This is a genomic window from Desulfobulbus alkaliphilus (assembly GCF_016918545.1).
In the GTDB taxonomy this organism is placed as follows: domain Bacteria; phylum Desulfobacterota; class Desulfobulbia; order Desulfobulbales; family Desulfobulbaceae; genus Desulfobulbus; species Desulfobulbus alkaliphilus.
Genome location: NZ_JAFFQC010000027.1, coordinates 36,536 through 54,284, shown reverse-complemented (window position 1 = coordinate 54,284; position 17,749 = coordinate 36,536). Strand labels below are relative to the sequence as shown.

Below are 17,749 nucleotides of genomic sequence, written 5' to 3'. Positions count from 1 at the left end.
TATTAAGGTGCCCGACAAAGACATGGAACAACTCGCGCTCATTCGTGATGAGTTTCACGGCGAGTGGAACTACATGATTGCTCCTAAACAAAACCCATAGTGTTCAAGTTATTTTTACTAGACTCCTTAACGTTTGCCTGCCGGGGCCAGGTAAACAACAAATTCTTCCTCACCGTCGAGGCCGACCAGGTCGTCCATGGCATGCTGATCGTAGGCGGCAACTGCACAGGTCCCTGCTTCAATTGCCTCACAGGCAAGATAGAGATTCTGGCAGAGATGACCGGCATCGAGAAGGATCACCCGGTGAGCGGTGAGCCCATAGCGCCATTCACTCCGATAGGGAATACAGGCCCAGATAAACGTCACCGCCGCGCTGCCGACAAAAGACTGACCAAAGGTCGCATTGGTCAGCGTTGGGCCAAGATCTTCATCTTCACGGAGTTGGACCAGCTGGTTGTCCAGAGGCAGGAAGCGATAAAGCCCTGCAGTGACTCCGGTCACTTTTTGTATGGCCAGATAGGTCTCAAAGCTGTGCCGGGCACCGGCTGAAGGAACAGTGCGCAGAGCGGTTCCGGGCCCCACCACTCGGTGAACGCCCTGGGTCGCCCAGAGGAGAAAAGACAATTCGGCAAGATTGAGATGAGCAGCGCTGTACCTGCGCCGACTCTGCCGCCGGGCAATCGCCTGGTGCAGATCGATGGGCCTGAGAACCGGCTCCCACTCCTCCGGACCAGCCAACTGGATTCGCGTTGCCAGGGGATCGGCGGGTTTCTGCAGAGGTGGCGGCGGCATCCCGCGCTGCTGGTCTGTTGTCGAAAAATCCACCTGGCCGCGCAGAGTATCGGTTAAAAACAGGCGCTGGGCGCGCGTCCGCTGGTCAATCATCTCTTCCCCTTCTTTTTTAAACCCTGTTACTTTCACCTCAAAGCGGCGACTTTACTGTTATTCGCCAACAGGCTCTGCCTAAGCTTTGGCCTCGCGGTCGTCACCTCGACCCCCGCTTTCCTTTACAAGGTCATCGCGGTGCTTATATTGATAGATTAACGTACAAAATCAACCTGGTACCTGTTTCTCACTTTATGAGGCGATTTCATGGAAAAATTTGAAAAATCCAATCTCGTGTACGAATACAACTGGTCTCATTACGAAAAAGGTGATCCCAGAATCTCCGGAATTCCCGATGACACCGAATTCAATAGAAAAGAGGGGTGGGAAGTTCTGTATATGATCAATCATCTGACCGACCATTTAGCATGGGCGGTGGAGAATCTTGGCAACAGATTGGAAATATTCATTCACGACCGGCTCCCCATGGACATTAAAACTCAAAAGGACACAATCCAGTGGATCAAGGATAACTGGCGGAATCCAGAATAGTGTTTAAGATATTTTTCCAAGAGTCTTTCTCCTGAATCCTTGATAAAAACCTTGACCATCCGCCCTTTTGGGCATCCGCTCAAGGATCCAGGTTTCTGCAAAAAGTGGGTTCTGTGCTTCCCGAGGCAGTTCTCGCGAATCCAGCCTTTGAAACATCATCCCCACCCCCCCATGACGCGCCGGGCGCCATGGGGGTGCTTCCTACCACTCCTTACCCACTTTGCGCAACGCGGGAGAAGGGTTCATCGATCAGGCCTGAATCCGTGACATCCGCTCACGTATCCAGGTCAGGATCAGGGCCTGGCGCCCCCGATCATCATCACTTCAGGCAATCAGCTCAAAAAGCGCTTTATTAGCACCGCAGACAGGACATTTCTCCGGGGCCGATCCCAGCTCGATATACCCGCAGATGGGACAGAGATAAAACTCGTTGACATCGAGATCGACACCTTTTTTCACCGCATCAAGTGCCTTTTTGTAAATGTCGGCATGGACCGCTTCCGCATCAACGGCAAACTTGAACATGGTCTTGGCCTTGTGGCCGTCGGCCACTGCCGTATCAACCATGGGTGGATACATTTCCTGAAATTCGTAGGTTTCACCGTCAATGGCAGCCTGAAGATTTTCCGCGGTGGAAGCGATCATGTCCATTGCCTTGAGATGCCCCTCGGCATGGATACGTTCGGCCTCGGCAGTGGTCCTGAACAACCTGGCGATATTGGCAAACCCTTCATTCTCAGCCTTCTTCGCGAAAGCACGATATTTCTGATTAGCCTGACTTTCACCGGAAAAGGCTTCCTTGAGATTGTCTTTTGTTGATGCCATACTTTTATCCTCCCTTTGATTATGTTGGTTTTCACGGGCCAGCGCCAAAATACTCAGAAAAAAACGGAGTCGGCAAGACCGCTGTACGGGCAGGTTGTTTTTCTTTATGCACCGCTGTGCAAGCGCCCGAGTACTATGGCCGTCACAGTACATCAAACGGGCCGCTGGGGCAAGTATAAATAAGAATAAAAATTACCTGATACAGATTCTCGCGCACATCCTTTGTTCTTTCATTTTTTCCGCGCACCAAAGACCAGTTGACCCCCCAGGTGGCCGGCTATCCCGACCGCACCAAGCAACACAAGGGCAAGCAAGAGAAACAACCAGCGGCCACCAGAAGGCTCGGCGACTACGTCCGGTCGTGCTGCCCGCCAGATAACCAGGATCAGCATGAGCACCACGCTCACCGCCGCAGCGCCGATCTTCATTTTGAATACAGAAGTCATCGCCCCCCGATAGCGATCCTGCCAGGTAGAGTAACCGGTGTAGAGCACCGCCGGCATGGCGATCAGGACAAAAACAAGACTGTACAGTGCCGCGGCGTCAAAACTCGGATGGCCCAGCAATACGGAAAGAAAGAAAAAGAGAAAGGCCATGGGAACAATCCCGTTAGGTGTGTGCACGGTGATCGGATGGAGATGGTAGCGGAGAATCAATGCATTCACCGTGGCCAGGAGAGTGGCCATTCCGGAAGGCGGTGGTTCAGCAGGAGGGGCTGGTTCCGGTGCAGGCTCTGGAGCGGTTTCAGTCACCGCACCCTGTTCCACCGTTGCGACCTTTTCAGGTGATGACCCTTCCTCTGTGGACTGGATTTCAACGAATTTGGATTTGTCTGCAGCACAAAGAGGGCACTCGTCAGGCGGTTCATTGCCTTCGTGGATATAACCGCACACAGTACATTCCCATTTTTTCATGTTGGACCTCCTATAGTCCTGGTTGATCTCATATGTTTGAATCCGTGACGGCTGGACGCTTAATCGCCCAGGAGAATCTCAGGGATCTGCAGCCTTATGGCTCCTGCCCTCGACGGAATACCGTCAAGCGGGTCGAATGTTGATTACAACTGGCAAAAAGAGTCTGTCTGCCGTATTGTGTCAGCTAAATGCGCTTCAGAATCAAAGCCTTGATACTATCATAACGCCCGGTTGGTTGAAAGAGTTTTGCTGAAATGATTATCGTTCACCAATACTTTCATGTACAGGCGATCAGACTGTTGTGCCCATAAGCACATGATTCCAGAACCTGTTCGACCGAAAAGGGATACTGATACACAGTTACAAAAAGCGAGATCAGTCACCAGGGAGCAGACAGCCTATGACGACCATGGCCTCACAACGGCAACGCCTGATGTTATCGGAACTGTCCCCGGAAGCCATCCTGGATCTGGTGGAATCGGCCCTTGGCATCCGCTGCACCAACCTCTGCCGCCCCTACAACAGCTATATCAACCAGGTGTATGAACTGGCCGATAGCGAAGGGCGAGGACTGGTGGTCAAACTCTATCGACCGGATCGATGGTCGCAGGCCGCCCTTCAGGACGAACATGATTTTCTCTGCGAACTGGCTGCCGACGAAATCCCGGTTATCGCCCCCCTGCCCCTGCGGAACGGTGGCACACTTGGCGAACATGACGGAGTCTATTTTGCCGTATTCCCTAAAAAAGGCGGGCGGAATCCGGACGAATTCACTGAGGAACAATGGATTGCCCTGGGCAGGCTCCTTGGCCGGGTCCACCTGGTGGGGGCCCGCCAACCAGCACTGAAACGCCCGCTGATGCACCCCGGAATCACCACCAAGGCCCACTTGCAATACATTTTCGCCAGTGCTCATCTGCCGGTGGAATGCGCCGAGACCTACCAGCAGATCTCATCGGCCATCATCGACGAAATCCTGCCGTTGTTCGCAGGGATCGAATCCATTCGAATTCATGGGGATTGCCACCGGGGCAACCTCATTTACCGGCCGGGCGAGTCGCTGCATCTCATCGATCTCGACGACATGGTCATGGGCCCCCCGGTTCAAGATCTGTGGATGCTTCTTCCCGGCAGGGTCGCCGATTGTCCACGTGAAATGGAATTGATACTGGAGGGATATGAAACCTTCCGCCCCTTTGACCGCTCAAACCTTCTTCTGGTCGAGGCACTGCGGGCGATGCGTTTCATACACTATTCGGCATGGTGCGCCATGCAGGTGTCTGGAGACGGTGTTTCCCGGATCATCCCCGATTTCGGTTCGCCCCGCTACTGGCAGGCCGAGACAGAGGATCTGGCCGACCAGTTAAAACACATCAGAGAGCGGGCAACAGTATCAGACTGGCCCTTCTGATCCTCGCCGGCTGGTCAACGGTACCGCTCATCCTGAATCCGTAACGTCTGGACGCTTGTTTTGGATATATTTTTCTGTAATAAGGTTATAATTGCAGTGGAATCCTTGGCAACAACTTTCACCAGCCGCCCTTCGGGGCATCCGCTCACGGATCCAGGGGAAATGTCATGATGCAGGTGTACCCGCGGACGGGTCATCCGGTGGGCATGTCCGTTGGCTGCGCAGTCGCAGAAATATCTCCCGGCCAATCCAGGCATCTGTAGCGGCGTAGCGGATTTGCCGGGGCGTGAGGACATCGCTGGACCAATTGGATGTCCGGGCTGTTTTCGAGATCCGTACCGCGCAGACCGCGGCGGCAAGCCCCCTGAGACCACGCTGCCGAATCCCGGAATCCCGGGCAAGCCTGGCCAGGTCGATAAATCCCCCCGGCTGGAAGGGTTCCATGGCCCGCAGCGCCCGCAAATCATGATCCGGCGCGACCCCGACTTTGATAATGGCCGAATCCTCGAGCACCGTCCGAATAGATCGGGGCAAACCGGTATATCTCAACTGGAGGAGAAACACCTCCTCCCCGGTTGCCAACTGCAGCAGACTGGGAGGGAATTGTTGACCTCGCTTGAAGGCAGGACGGGTTTCGGTGTCAAACCCCAGCAGGTCGGCCCGGGCCAGAGGTGACTCCATTGATTCGATCTGCTCGGGAGAACGGATCAAATGAACCGGACCCTGCCAATGCCCAAGGGGCAGCAGATTGATGGTTTCCCTGTTTATTTCCATAACACCTTGAATCCGTGACGTCTGGACGCTTTTTGGGGCATATCGTTCTGTATTCGCATTATAATTTCAGTAGAATCCTTGAGGATAACCTTCACCAGCCGCTCACGGATCCAGGATAACAATAACGCAGTGTTCACGCGCACCATCGTGATGTATCTGATATTGTTTGTTTTTATTTTTCTCTTTTCTGAACAACGCTATGGACAACAATCAGAAATACAACATCATTTTCGCTGCTTTTGCTATTCTGGGAATTCTGATTTTTCATGAAATATGGGCCCAGCAGCGAAGTATCACCGCGGTTCCCTACAGTGACCTGGAAAGACTGCTTCGGGAGGGCAAAATAACCGAACTGACCATCCGGGAAAACGTGATCACCGGTGTGCTGCGGGAACCGGATGCCCAGGGCAGGACCGTTGTGGTCGCCAACCGGGTCGAACCGCAACTGGCTGAGCATTTGTTACAATATGGTGTTCCCTTCACCCGGGTGCATGAGAGTCGATTTCTGGTCACTGTTCTCTCCTGGGTGGTGCCGGCCCTGATCTTTGTTGGTATCTGGCTCTTTATCTTCCGTAAGTTCAGTGAAAAGCAGGGGATGGGCGGCGGATTCATGAACATCGGTAAATCCAAGGCCAAGATCTACGTGGAACACCAGACCGGGGTCAGTTTCGCCGATGTCGCCGGCGTCGATGAAAGCAAGGCGGAACTGCAGGAGATCATCGATTTCCTCAGGGCTCCGGACGACTACGGAAAGCTGGGGGCTCGCATGCCGAAAGGCGTCCTCCTGGTCGGCCCTCCCGGCACCGGGAAAACCTTGTTGGCCAGAGCCGTCGCGGGCGAGGCCTCAGTGCCGTTTTTTTCCATCAGCGGTTCCGAATTCGTCGAAATGTTCGTCGGTGTGGGAGCGGCCCGCGTTCGCGATCTTTTTGACCAGGCACGGAAAACAGCCCCGGCAATTATTTTCATCGACGAACTCGACGCGCTTGGTCGTGCCCGTACTGCCGCGGGATTTGGTGGCAACGACGAACGGGAACAGACCCTCAATCAGCTGCTGGTTGAATTAGACGGCTTTGATTCCAGCAGCGGCCTGGTGCTGCTGGCGGCCACCAACAGACCGGAGGTGCTCGATCCGGCCTTGTTGCGAGCCGGCCGCTTTGACCGGCAGGTCCTGGTGGATCGACCTGATAAAATCGGCCGCATTGCCATTCTCAAGGTGCACATGAAAAAAATTGAAATGGCCACTGATGTCGACCCCAGTCAGGTTGCTGACCTGACCACTGGTTTTTCCGGTGCGGATCTGGCCAACCTGGTCAATGAAGCCGCACTTCTTGCCACCCGGCGGCAGGGAAGCGCGGTCGGAATGCAGGATTTCACCCTGGCCATTGAACGGATCATCGCCGGCCTGGAAAAGAAAAACCGCCTGCTCAACCCAAAGGAACGGGAAATTGTCGCATACCATGAAACCGGCCATGCTCTGGCCGCCCTGGCCCTGCCGGGATCAGATCCGGTCTACAAAATCTCCATCATTCCCAGGGGGATTGGTGCCCTTGGTTATACCCTGCAACGCCCCACCGAAGACCGTTTTCTCATGACCAGAGAAGAACTCGAGTACAAAATCGCTGTGCTGCTCGGTGGTCGCGCCGCGGAAAAACTCATCTTCAACCATCTTTCCACCGGCGCTGCCGACGATATCGCCAGGGCAACCGATATTGCCCGCAGCATGGTCACCCGCTACGGCATGGACCCTGATATCGGCTTTGTCGTCTATGAGGACAACCAGGAAAGGTTTCTCGGCCAGCAGGGCCCCAGCGGCTTCAACGGCTGCAAGATCAGTGACAGCACGGCCCGTCAGATCGATGCCTCGGTCCGGAAAATAGTTGATGACACCTTTGCCATGATCTATACGCTCCTGGAAAACAATCGCGAAGTCCTTGAGCGTTGCGCCAGACTGCTCCTGGAAAAAGAAACCCTGCTGGAAAAAGAGCTGCTTGAACTGACCGCCGACATGAAACGGCAGGAAAATTACCCGGCCGAACCAGGCAGATAGGGGGTCAGATCCTTTTCATACCGGGTGAGCACACGAAAACCGTTTCTCTCCAGGGCCTGAAGAGCTCCTATGCCATCCTCCTTTGCCACCCGTATCACCAGATGGGAGATACCGGCATACTCCCGGTCCGGCCAGCAGAAGAAGCTCTGAATATTCACCTCTTCCTGCTTGAGGATGGCTGTGACATCGGCCAGTCGGCCGATGCTGTCTTCAACCAGAACCCCAAGCCTCACACTGTCCTCGCTCATGCCGATAGCCCGGAGGAGCACGGCCATGACATCGGTCACAGTCACAATACCGACCAGATTACTCCCTTCCATAACCGGCAGGGAACTGATGTTGTTGGTCTGCATGATATAGGCAGCCCGTTCAACGGTGGTATCCGGGGTGACGGTCACCACTGCCTTCACCATGATCATGCCCAACTCGACCTTTTCCAGCAGATAACCAAGTTCATGAACACTCAGCGTTGTGGCCGGAGAGGCCCAATTCTGCTTCAGATCCCGGTCGGAAACAAGACCGGCAAGCCGGCCTTTTTTATTGACGACCAGCAGGTGCTTGATGTTGTGCTTGCGAATGAGTTCCTGTGCTTCCACAATGCTGGTCTCCGGCTTGACCGTGACAAGCCCGGTATGCATGATTCTGCCGACGTACATCGCCTTCTCCTTTGTTCAAGAGGTATTCTCCGGTTTTCATCCGGATACGAAATCCTGGATCCGTGAGCGTTCGTCCGTGCGTCAGCTTTATTGTCTGTGACCGTTCGATTAAAGTAAACTTTATCGGACGGTTACGGGCAATGAAGATGGCGTGCGCACGGACGCCCCGAAGGGCGGCTGGTGAAGGTTCTCTTTAAGGATTATGCTGCAATTATAATATGATTACAGCAAGATATATCCAAAACAAGCGCCCAGCCGTCACGGATTCAGGGAAATGTTCTGTTCTCAATCGAGGCGTGCTGACGAATGGTACCGCAGGCATATGCATACCATACCCCGGGTTTCATTTGCCAGCACAACAAAAAGCCAAGAAAGGAAGACCGTTTGAGAACAGGCAAGCACTCTTTTTTTCCCCACAATCGGCGCAACCGGTCAACGGGTGCATATCCCCTGTCACCGTCCCCATGCTCTGGAGCCTGTGTTGCTAATAAGCGGTAATACTTCTGGTGATCAACGCTTCGCTTCCCGGATGCCGATAACTGATCTCGCCGGCAAGCCTGTTGAGGGCTACGGGGTGCGAAAACCGCAGCAAGAGAGTCATGGTCCCGGGGGCGGGACGCCTGAAGAACCACTTGACCGTACCCGCTCCCGGCTGGAAACCCGATGGCCGCGGGGATACGTCCACAATCGTCACCCCTGGCGGGATATGCTGCAACACTATGAATGCCGCTGGAGGAGGCGTCTGGATAGTCAGTTGTATGCGGACATCATGACCGCCACCGGCCAGATACCGCCCGCTTACATCAGTCTGCGCCCAGCTTGTTCCAGCGAAAGCGAGAACAATGAACAGTTGCATCATGGATCGGCAGACATTCTTCATGCATTCACCCTTTATTCCAGAGAATGGATGTGCTCCGCGCGTGTGGGGATGAAGGACAGGGTCCGGTCATCCCAGGTGTACCCGCCGGCAAGCCAGAGTTCTTCAATGGCCGCAAAGTTGATCAAGTTCTCTCCGGGGACGGAGAAGGTCTCATAGGCCAGCAGGATCTCATTATCACTGATCACATAGTCCTGGTCAATATCAGCCCAGTGATACGGGGTCAGGGTAATAGTGTCTGGGCCGCCGATTTTCTCGCCGACCGTCTGCCCTTCTCTGAAGAGGAAATCTCCGGAAAACCTGATTATTTGTTCTTGCCCTGCGTGTATTTCCGGTTGAGCCAGGGGTTGTACCTTATACAGAAAAGTGGCTCGCCCTTTGACCAATGTCCCGATCCAGCGTGGAGTTGTACCGTATTGTTTCGGGCTGTCGCCTTCGGAAGGCCCGATAGCCAAGCAGTCACCAAAAAGTTCTTCACGGATGAGCAATGTCTGTAGTCCATCCTTGGCGCCAGTGATCTCTATGCGCACAGGAAAAGGAAGATGGTAGGATGCATGATTGGGGAGAATTCTGGTTGCCTTCGTGTCAAGGTCACCTCCTGTAGTAAGCAGCAGGAAAATGACAACTCCCAGCAGCGCAATCCCGGCTCCCCCAAAAAACAATCCATATCGGGAGGTAAAAAACGAGAAATTCTCATGGTTTGGTACTGGAACCGCCCTATCCTCCGAACTCTGCTGATCTTTGTCCTCCAGCAGTTCCTCCAGAGTCACCCCAAGTGCATCCGCCAGTTTTCTGGCATTCTCCACCTTAATGGAAGGATAACGGCGATTTTCCCACCTGGAGATGGTATCCGTAGTCACGCCGACAACCGTGGCCAGATACAGCTGGGTCAGATCCTTTTGCTCTCTGAGCAAGCGAATCTTGCTACCGTTTATGTCAACACTGCCACTGATCTGCATTTTCCTGAATCCGTGACGGCTGGACTCTTGTTTTGGGCATATCTTGCTGTCATCAATTTATAACTGCATCGGATTCCTTGACAATAACCTTCTCCAGCCACCCTTCGCGGCGTTCGCTCAAGGATCCAGGATATTCTCTGCTGAACCACCCTGGTCCTCTTTCAGCGCACTTGCCAGTGTGATGGTCGCCTCGAAAACTGGAACCGAAATGTCCCTCAGGGGCTCCGGTTATCACATTACCGCCACGAATCCCGTCTTGCAAAATACCTTATTCAAACCATGCTGTCTTTAAAAAGCACCTCACCTGAAGCCGGCAAGAGATATTCACAAGGTCTACAAATGGGTTGGAGTCATGGTCATCGGTGGATGCCGAAAAACATATTCCGCCTCTTCGGAAACAGGAAAAGTACCCGAACACGCCCATCCTTCATCAGCATCGAACGAACGCTCACGGATTCAGGAACCTGGTAACAACGGTCTTACGGTAAAGCTGGGAAAAGAAGATTGACAGCGTGGAAAGATTCAGGATAAAATGGCGGCGGTGACTGAAAAAACCAATAAAATGGCGGAAGTGCATGGGAATCGAACCCACCCGCCGGGTTATTCACCCGGCGCACCGGATTTGAAGTCCGGGAGAGCCACCAGCGCCCTTTCCACTTCCCCAAATACGGACTTTTTAATATTTATTAACCAAAATAACAACATATTATCAGAAAAAGTATCAAACCGTTCTTATTTTTAAAACCGTGCCTGGTCGTACACTGTACAGAGCAGGTATATATGCTATTCAACCTGATCGCCACCAGATCACCCGTATCATTGTCAGCCGGACAGGAAGGGAACTTTTTTATTATTATCAATGGAATGTGAACAACTGATACGTCTTATCAAGGACTGGTACCTCCGAGTAAAACAGGAAACCATGGCGCCGGCCCGCATGATGCAGTTCGTGGATAACCACGTCAAGGGATGCCCTATCTGTCAAACCGACCTCCTTCTTCCCGAGGAGATCGAAAAAATACGGGAATTCGTACTGCCCGAGGCAAAAATCCCCAAAGCCGCACGCACGCAGGACGACAGCTCGACCCCGGAAATATCTCCTGATGAAGACGAGGATACGGACGAGGATTTTTCCGACGACACAGAAGATGTCGATGTTGATGAGGACGAGGAAGACGAAGAGGATGACATCATCTGAACCGGCACATCGTTGCTGCTCTATGTCGATCATGCCCTCCCGCCTGCTCCTGTTCCTGCTCACAGCATTGGTCCTCTCTCTCCCGGCCAGCCTCAGCAGTGCGGCTCATGCCGGAGCGGCACCGTTGTATCAACGTATCGTTTCCCTGAGTCCATTGCTCACCGAAAACATCTTTCTGCTCGGTGCCGGCGACAACTTGGTGGGCAACACCCTCTATTGCCAGCGGCCGCATGCGGCTCAGGACATTGAAAAAGTAGGATCGGTGATGGAATCGAGTATCGAGAAGATCATCAGTCTTCGTCCGGACTTGATCCTGGCCAGCAATCTGACCCCCCTGGCGCAGATTGCTCAACTCGAACGTCTTGGCTTCCGGGTTGAAACCTTTGCACAGCCTGCATCCTTTGCGGAAATCTGCAGCCAATTTCTCCGCCTGGGTCGGCTGCTCGGCCTGGAGAAGCAGGCCGAAATGGTTATTGAACAGGCCACTGATACGGTGCGGAATATTCAAGACGCCGTGGCAGGCCTGCCCCGGCAAAAGGTCTTTTTACAGGTTGGAGCCCACCCGTTGTTTTCCTCGGTAAAGAATTCCTTTACCCATGATTTTATTGAATTGGGCGGTGGCGTGAACATAGCCGAAGACCAGAGGTCCGGGGCAATAAAAGTTGAAAAAGTGGTCGCTCTTGACCCTGACGTCATCATCATCGCGGTCATGGGAAGCGAACTCGGCGGCGTGGGTGCCGAACAGCAACAGATGTGGAACACTTACAGCAGTATCAGAGCCACACGCAGCGGTCGAGTCCATGTTGTGGATCCGGATCTGGTCTGCAGTCCCTCTCCCACCACCTTTGCCGATACCCTGGTGACAATCGCCACCCTGATCCACCCGCAGTTGGCTCAAGCCAAAACTGAAAAACCCTCCGCGTTACTCTGACCCGATGCAGAAGCCCAGGCCCGAATCCTCCGACCGTCCCCGCCCGCAGGCTTCCCCGGGGGCCCTTTTTCCAGTCAAGGTCATTAATCGCCTTGTCAGAATCCTTCTTTTTCCTTACAAGTAAAAGATGATGATCATGGGCAACCGTGCAGCGATCAACCATACCTTGTTAAAGTCCTGAATCTCTGACGGCTGGACTCTTTTTTTGGATATATCTTGCTGTCATCAGATTATAAATTGCAGTGGAATCCTTGCCAATAACCTTCACCAGCCGCTCTTCGGGGCATCCGCTCATGGATCCAGGAAAGTCCCTTTTGGGTACCAAGAGCCAATACGTTGCAAATTCCCCGAACTCTTCACAAAGGAAAACATGTCTGCATCATCCACAATCAAGCTCCTGCCCCCTGGTTTAACGGGGCTGTTTCTGTTCTTGTCCCTCTTGCTCGCCAGCCCGGTAAAAACCGAAGAAACCCTGCAGATGTTTATCCAGCAACGTTTGGAGCGCCTGCATTTCGAAGAGCAGAACGAACTTGGATCGGACACCATTTATGCCGCCGGGCTCCTCCTTGACCTGTACCGCGACAATCAATTCAATGTACTCTGGAAAGAGCAGGGAACCGTGGATCAACTGCTCGGGGCGATCAAAAGCGCCGCCGAGGAAGGCTTGATACCCGATGATTACCACCTCCAATCCATCACCCGCTATGGCAAGAAACTGCGGCAGGAAAACGCTACCCTGGCTGATCTCGTCAACCATGACATCCTGCTTTCCGATGCCATGCTGCTCCTTGCGCACCACAAACGGTACGGCAAAGTCGATGCGGGTGAAGTGGAGGAGAAAAACAACCTGGCCACGACAACCCCCCGCTCTTCCCTGATCGATGCCTGCTTCCATGCCATCACCACCGGTACGGTCCGGGCGGTCCTTGACGCGCTCTCTCCGTCGCATGCCGCCTATATCAACCTCAGGCAGGCCCTGGCCACCTACCGGAAAATAGCTGGTTCGGGTGGCTGGCCTCAGGTCCCCCCAGGCCATAATCTCAGGCCAGGCATGGTGGACGAGCGGGTGGCGGTCCTGCGTGAACGACTGTTCATTACCGGCGATCTCGCCTATATCGACTCCTCCGATCCGAACTTTTTTGACCAGGAACTGGAGGAAGCGGTCCGGCATTTTCAGGCCAGACATCATCTCGATGCCGACGGTATCGTCGGTAGAGCCACGCTGGGCGCCATGAACGTGTCCGTCTCCGACCGCATCAGGCAAATCCGCGTCAACCTGGAGAGAACCAGATGGGTCATCCACGATTTACCCAGTTCCAGTCTTATTGTTGACATTGCCGGATTCATGCTCCAGTATTATCATCAGGATCAACTCGTCTGGAAGACCAAGGTGATGGTGGGCCAACCCTTTCACCAGACCCCGGTTTTTCGTTCGGCAGTCACATATATGGTCCTCAACCCCACCTGGACCATCCCCCCGGGCATTGCCAGAAACGAAACGATTCCCAATATTATCGCCGATAAAACTTATCTGGAAAAACAAAATCTTCGCGTGCTGGACAACAGCGGCATGGAAATCGACCCGGACACCATCCCCTGGTGGCAGTACCAGGGCAGGAACATCCCCTACATGCTGCGCCAGGATGCAGGCCCGGATAATGCTCTTGGTCTGATCAAATTCATGTTTTCCAACCCCTATCACGTTTACCTGCACGATACGCCCAGTAAATACCTGTTCGGCAAGACACAACGAGCCTTCAGTAACGGCTGTATTCGCGTACAGAATCCACTGCAACTGGGAAAAATGTTGCTTGCCAACGACCCTGGAAATCCGATGACCGAGGCCAGGTTCGATCAGATCATCGAGTCCGGGAGAACAACGACGGTATTCCTCAAGCAGCCTCTACCCATTTTTCTGATGTACCTGACCACCAATGTCCTTGACGGTACAGTACTGTTCAAGCCCGATCTCTATAATCGCGACGAGGGGATCTTTACCGCGCTCAACAGGAAACCGGTTCCCCTGGAGCAAATCATTCTGATTCCGGAAAGTAAAAGGACTCCCTGGCGGCCTCCGGCTCGGGCGACAGAACCTGAAGATATCGATGTCAATGCCTACTGATCATCTGGACAGCAACGGACTACCATGCGAAAAATACCCTGCGAACTGGCCCTCGGCAATGGAGGCGACATCATTGCCATGGTACGACTGGATGAGGCCGGCACACTGCATATCCCGCGACAGGCACTCTATGGAACATTTCTCGAAGGAGTGCTCAATTGCCGGGTCCTGGTTCCGGAAGACCGGAACCTGGTTCTCCGCGAAGTCTGGGTGGATGCAGACGGCAAAGAAGCGCGGAATTGAGATGACTGTTGGGGTTCGCCCTTTACCGCAGCCTGCCCAGCTGTGATTGGTTACCCATGAGTACGACCCATGAGTGGCCACATTTACCCGAGAAGCTCTGATGGTCGACGACGAATCACCGAGTCAGAAGCCAACAGGGCCGTCAGACTGCACACCACCATTGCCGCCACCAGCATCCCGACTCCGGTCTGCCAGTCAAATTGCCAGATCCGGTCAAACAGCAACCAGGCCACACCATGGGAACAGGCGTAACTGACCGCGATAGCGACCATGGTGGCGGCACCACCCATGAAGCCGAATTCCAGCATGGTAATGAGGCGAATCTTTCCTGGTCCGGCACCGAGGACACGCAGCAGATTGATCTCCCGTTCCCGGCGCAGTGCTTCCTGACGGGCTATGGCAAAAACCGCGACCAGCCCCGTCACCATGGCAAGCACGGCCATGAAACGCAGTGATGCTGCCAGCTTTACGGTGATAGCGCCCAACTGTTCCACTGTCCTGCTCACATCGATAACAGATATATTGGGAAAGGCGGCGGTAAGCTGGTTCATCACCTCCTGCTGACGATCGGCCTCAACCCGGCTGACCGAAGCCAGGTAGGTTCTGGGCGCTTCATCAAGGACACCGTTCTGCAGCAGCATGAAAAAATTCGGTTGAAAACTGTTCCAACGGACTGCGCGGAGATTGACAATCCGTCCTTCCATCTCGATACCATGAATGGAGAGCATCAGATGATCACCGAGAACAACGCCCAATCGTTCGCTGAACTGCTCTTCCATGGAAATTTCAAAAGGTGCACCGCTTTGCGGTGACCAGAGGGTCGTGTTGAGCGGTGGCCCCTGGACAATGGTTTCGGAAACATCGAGCTTATCCCTGCTGGAAAAGTTGAACTCTGTCCGCCGGAAAAGGTTGTCTTCTGCTCTCTCATGCCGCTCCAGCCATTGGCGAAAAGGGATCCCGTTGACGGTGACGATCCGCCCCTGAATCATGGACGATAACGGGGAAAGTTCGTGCCCGGTCCCCCTGAAAAAATCCTCCAGGGGTTGCCGCTGTGCATCCTGAATATCGATGAGAAAAAAAACCGGCATCTCGATGTCTTCCGGCTGCCTGATCTCTGTCAACAACCCATTTTCAATCTGCGGCACAAGGCTGACCAGCAGCATGGCCAGGGCAATGGCGACGAATCCGGGAGTGGCAAACAGGCGGTTGCGATGAAGATTGCGCCAGACTATTTTCCAGGTCAAGTTGGATGTATGCGACCAGCGGCGACTACTGCCCAACACCAGGGTGGCAGCCAGAAAGAAAAACAGTGCCGTGATCACCAGCCCTCCAGTGAACAGCGTTCCCTGGAGCAGGGAATCACTGGCAACAATCGCGAGCAGCAGCAGCATGGTCAGGGGGGGCAGCAGGCTGAAAAGAAAAAAGACTGTTTCATGTCTCCCAGACATCCTTCCCCCCCCTGTCTCCTGCAGGAGATGAAGGGGACGTGCGTTGAACAGGCGCTGATAGACCGGCAGGCAGAACAGCAGGCTCCCCACCGAACCAACCAGCACTATGATCCCCGCATCCCTGGCATGAACCCGCAATTGGAGATCCGCCGGGACAATACCAGCAAAAAGCTGAGCGAAGATCGGCAACAGCAGATGGGCCAGAACCAGGGCGACAAGCGAGGCTGTCAGCCCGAGCAGGGCCAACTGCCCTGTATACAGAACCAGGCATTGCCGGTGACTGGCTCCGAGACTGAGGAGAACAGCGGTTTCCTTTCGTTTTGCGCGCAAATGCTCGGAAAAAAGATAGGCTGCGGCCATGCCCGCCAGAAAAAGGGCGACCAGACCGGCCAGGCCGAGATAGCCGCTGAAATAGTCCATCACCCGATTCAGGTTTCGATTGATGTCCCGGGCATCGACAACCTGGATGTCGGCAGGGGGTTCCACCATTGGCCCAGCCAGGGCCTCGGTAATGCGGGCTGTCGTCCCTGGGAGGTCAGCGGTGGCGGGCAGGCCGATATAGAGGTAATAGCGTAGCCGACTGCCAAAGCTGATCAGTCCCGTCTCCTGCAAATGGGGCATGCCCAGATAGATTGTCGGGCCCAGGGTCAGCGCGGTGAAATCACTCCCCGGATCCCGGTCGAAAAAATAGGCTATCTCGTATTCAGCCTGGCCGATGGCCAGGGTATCACCGAGATTGAGACCGAGAGAGCGGGCCGTTTCCCTGTGCACCAGGACCTTGCGATCCTGCTGCAACCCTGTGATTACCTCGATATGGCTGAGGGTTCCGGAATACTCAAAGGCCCCGTAGAGGGGATATGACCCATCAATTGCGACAATCTCCGCCAGCCGGGACACGCCGTTACCCGTCACCATCGTATACAGGGAAACCTGCTCGGAAAACCGGCTGCCGGGACCGGCGAGCAAGCGACTGCGCTCCATTTCCTCCACGGTCAGGGGGCGGGCTGATCGGAGGACCAGGTCAGCAGTGAGCATCTCGCGAATATTATCGTCGAGGTGACGGCCCAGGGAACTGCCAAAGGAAGTGATGACCAAAAACCCGGTGAGTCCCAAGGCAAGATTAAGGATGAACAGAAGGGTGAATCGCCGGTTTCGCGACAGATCTCGCCACCCCAGCCGCACCAGCACAGGCATCACCGCAGCACTCCCTGCTCAAGCTGCAACCGCATTGTACACCGTTTTGCCAGTTCCGGATTATGGGTCACCACAATCATGGTCATTTTTTCCCTGTCCACCAACTCAAAGAGCAGATCGGACACCTCACGGCCTGTGGTAACGTCGAGATTACCGGTGGGCTCATCGGCCAGAAGCACCACTGGTTCCACCACCAGGGCTCTGGCCAGAGCCAACCGCTGGCACTCCCCGCCGCTGAGCTGTCCCGGCAGATGCCTGCCCCGGGTTCCCAACCCGACTTTTTCCAGAAGCCTACCAGTGTGTTCCCGGCTGGAGTGCCGTCCGGCCAATTCCAGCGGCAGGCTGATGTTCTCCTCGGCGGTCAGGTGCGGCAGGAGATGAAACTGCTGAAAGACAATCCCAATATATTCGGCTCGAAATCTGGTGCGCCTGGTCTCGTTCATGACAGCCAGATCCTGGCCGTTGATCAGTATCCGGCCGCTATCCGGGGTATCCAGGCCCGCCAGGAGGGCGATCAAAGTCGACTTGCCGCTGCCCGACTGCCCGGTGATGGCCAGGGTGGTCCCGGCGGCAAGGGAGAAACCGGCGCCGGCGAGGACGGACAGGGTTCCGGATCCCGGTTGCGGGTAGGCTTTATGGAGGTTTTCAACCTCAATAATCATTCGTTGTTCCGGTGGAGAAGTGAGGTAAAGCTGACCCCTGAATCTGTGACGACTGGACCCTTTTTTTATTTATATTACTGTAATTACATTGCAATTGCAGCAGTATCCATG

At 54.4% G+C, this 17,749-nt stretch carries 16 protein-coding genes and 1 tRNA gene; 7 read left to right on the top strand and 10 right to left on the bottom strand.

The genetic code is table 11. The annotated features are described in order from the left end of the window. Positions 1 to 126 precede the first annotated feature (126 nt). Complete coding sequence (locus JWG43_RS13505; RefSeq protein WP_205243472.1) at positions 127 to 885, bottom strand: SagB/ThcOx family dehydrogenase; 759 nt, start codon at positions 883 to 885, stop codon at positions 127 to 129. 207 nt (positions 886 to 1,092) lie between these two features. On the opposite strand from JWG43_RS13505, the gene JWG43_RS13500 reads away from it, so the two are divergent. Next, a complete protein-coding gene (locus JWG43_RS13500) occupies positions 1,093 to 1,377 on the top strand; it encodes a hypothetical protein (RefSeq protein WP_205243471.1) in 285 nt (94 codons plus the stop codon). A gap of 324 nt (positions 1,378 to 1,701) precedes the next feature. Here the strand turns inward: JWG43_RS13500 and JWG43_RS13495 are convergent, their stop codons facing one another. After that, positions 1,702 to 2,202 (bottom strand): rubrerythrin family protein, encoded by a 501-nt coding sequence (locus JWG43_RS13495; RefSeq protein ID WP_205243470.1) that lies wholly within the window; start codon positions 2,200 to 2,202, stop codon positions 1,702 to 1,704. 230 nt (positions 2,203 to 2,432) lie between these two features. Next, positions 2,433 to 3,116 (bottom strand): rubredoxin-like domain-containing protein, encoded by a 684-nt coding sequence (locus tag JWG43_RS13490; protein ID WP_205243469.1) that lies wholly within the window; start codon positions 3,114 to 3,116, stop codon positions 2,433 to 2,435. 400 nt (positions 3,117 to 3,516) lie between these two features. On the opposite strand from JWG43_RS13490, the gene JWG43_RS13485 reads away from it, so the two are divergent. Next, on the top strand, positions 3,517 to 4,527 hold the full coding sequence (locus tag JWG43_RS13485) for a serine/threonine protein kinase (protein WP_205243468.1): 1,011 nt from the start codon (positions 3,517 to 3,519) through the stop codon (positions 4,525 to 4,527). Positions 4,528 to 4,692: 165 nt separating this feature from the next. On the opposite strand, the gene JWG43_RS13480 is transcribed toward JWG43_RS13485, so the two are convergent. Beyond that, positions 4,693 to 5,301 carry a 3'-5' exonuclease gene (locus JWG43_RS13480; RefSeq protein WP_205243467.1) on the bottom strand — a complete coding sequence of 203 codons (609 nt, stop codon included), beginning with the start codon at positions 5,299 to 5,301 and terminating at the stop codon, positions 4,693 to 4,695. 199 nt (positions 5,302 to 5,500) lie between these two features. Between JWG43_RS13480 and ftsH the strand changes: the two genes are divergently transcribed. Further along, entirely contained in the window at positions 5,501 to 7,348 is a 1,848-nt protein-coding gene (gene ftsH / locus JWG43_RS13475; RefSeq protein ID WP_205243466.1) for an ATP-dependent zinc metalloprotease FtsH, read from the top strand. On the opposite strand, the gene JWG43_RS13470 is transcribed toward ftsH, so the two are convergent. From JWG43_RS13470 to JWG43_RS13455, 4 genes are all read right to left on the bottom strand, one after another. Further along, positions 7,324 to 8,004 carry a CBS and ACT domain-containing protein gene (locus JWG43_RS13470; RefSeq protein WP_205243465.1) on the bottom strand — a complete coding sequence of 227 codons (681 nt, stop codon included), beginning with the start codon at positions 8,002 to 8,004 and terminating at the stop codon, positions 7,324 to 7,326. The genes ftsH and JWG43_RS13470 overlap by 25 nt on opposite strands. A 484-nt stretch (positions 8,005 to 8,488) precedes the next feature. Further along, a complete protein-coding gene (locus JWG43_RS13465; protein WP_205243464.1) occupies positions 8,489 to 8,884 on the bottom strand; it encodes a hypothetical protein in 396 nt (131 codons plus the stop codon). Between the two features lie 11 nt (positions 8,885 to 8,895). Continuing rightward, complete coding sequence (locus JWG43_RS13460; protein WP_504208223.1) at positions 8,896 to 9,840, bottom strand: helix-turn-helix domain-containing protein; 945 nt, start codon at positions 9,838 to 9,840, stop codon at positions 8,896 to 8,898. A gap of 563 nt (positions 9,841 to 10,403) precedes the next feature. After that, positions 10,404 to 10,501 (bottom strand) — tRNA-Sec (locus JWG43_RS13455). Between the two features lie 261 nt (positions 10,502 to 10,762). Between JWG43_RS13455 and JWG43_RS13450 the strand changes: the two genes are divergently transcribed. From JWG43_RS13450 to JWG43_RS13435, 4 genes are all read left to right on the top strand, one after another. Continuing rightward, positions 10,763 to 11,038: a hypothetical protein gene (locus tag JWG43_RS13450; protein ID WP_205243462.1), complete on the top strand. Its 276-nt coding sequence runs from the start codon at positions 10,763 to 10,765 to the stop codon at positions 11,036 to 11,038. Continuing rightward, the gene (locus JWG43_RS13445) at positions 11,025 to 11,969 is read left to right on the top strand and encodes an ABC transporter substrate-binding protein (protein ID WP_205243461.1); all 945 of its coding nucleotides are present in this window, start codon (positions 11,025 to 11,027) and stop codon (positions 11,967 to 11,969) included. The genes JWG43_RS13450 and JWG43_RS13445 overlap by 14 nt, the downstream gene beginning before the upstream one ends. A 370-nt stretch (positions 11,970 to 12,339) precedes the next feature. After that, positions 12,340 to 14,091: a L,D-transpeptidase family protein gene (locus JWG43_RS13440; RefSeq protein WP_205243460.1), complete on the top strand. Its 1,752-nt coding sequence runs from the start codon at positions 12,340 to 12,342 to the stop codon at positions 14,089 to 14,091. Between the two features lie 24 nt (positions 14,092 to 14,115). Continuing rightward, positions 14,116 to 14,334: a hypothetical protein gene (locus JWG43_RS13435; protein WP_205243459.1), complete on the top strand. Its 219-nt coding sequence runs from the start codon at positions 14,116 to 14,118 to the stop codon at positions 14,332 to 14,334. An 83-nt stretch (positions 14,335 to 14,417) separates the two neighbouring features. Here the strand turns inward: JWG43_RS13435 and JWG43_RS13430 are convergent, their stop codons facing one another. Together JWG43_RS13430 and JWG43_RS13425 are read right to left on the bottom strand one after the other, a co-directional pair. Then, positions 14,418 to 16,976: an ABC transporter permease gene (locus tag JWG43_RS13430; protein ID WP_240193586.1), complete on the bottom strand. Its 2,559-nt coding sequence runs from the start codon at positions 16,974 to 16,976 to the stop codon at positions 14,418 to 14,420. Next, positions 16,976 to 17,638: an ABC transporter ATP-binding protein gene (locus tag JWG43_RS13425; protein WP_205243457.1), complete on the bottom strand. Its 663-nt coding sequence runs from the start codon at positions 17,636 to 17,638 to the stop codon at positions 16,976 to 16,978. The genes JWG43_RS13430 and JWG43_RS13425 overlap by 1 nt, the downstream gene beginning before the upstream one ends. Positions 17,639 to 17,749: the final 111 nt, after the last annotated feature.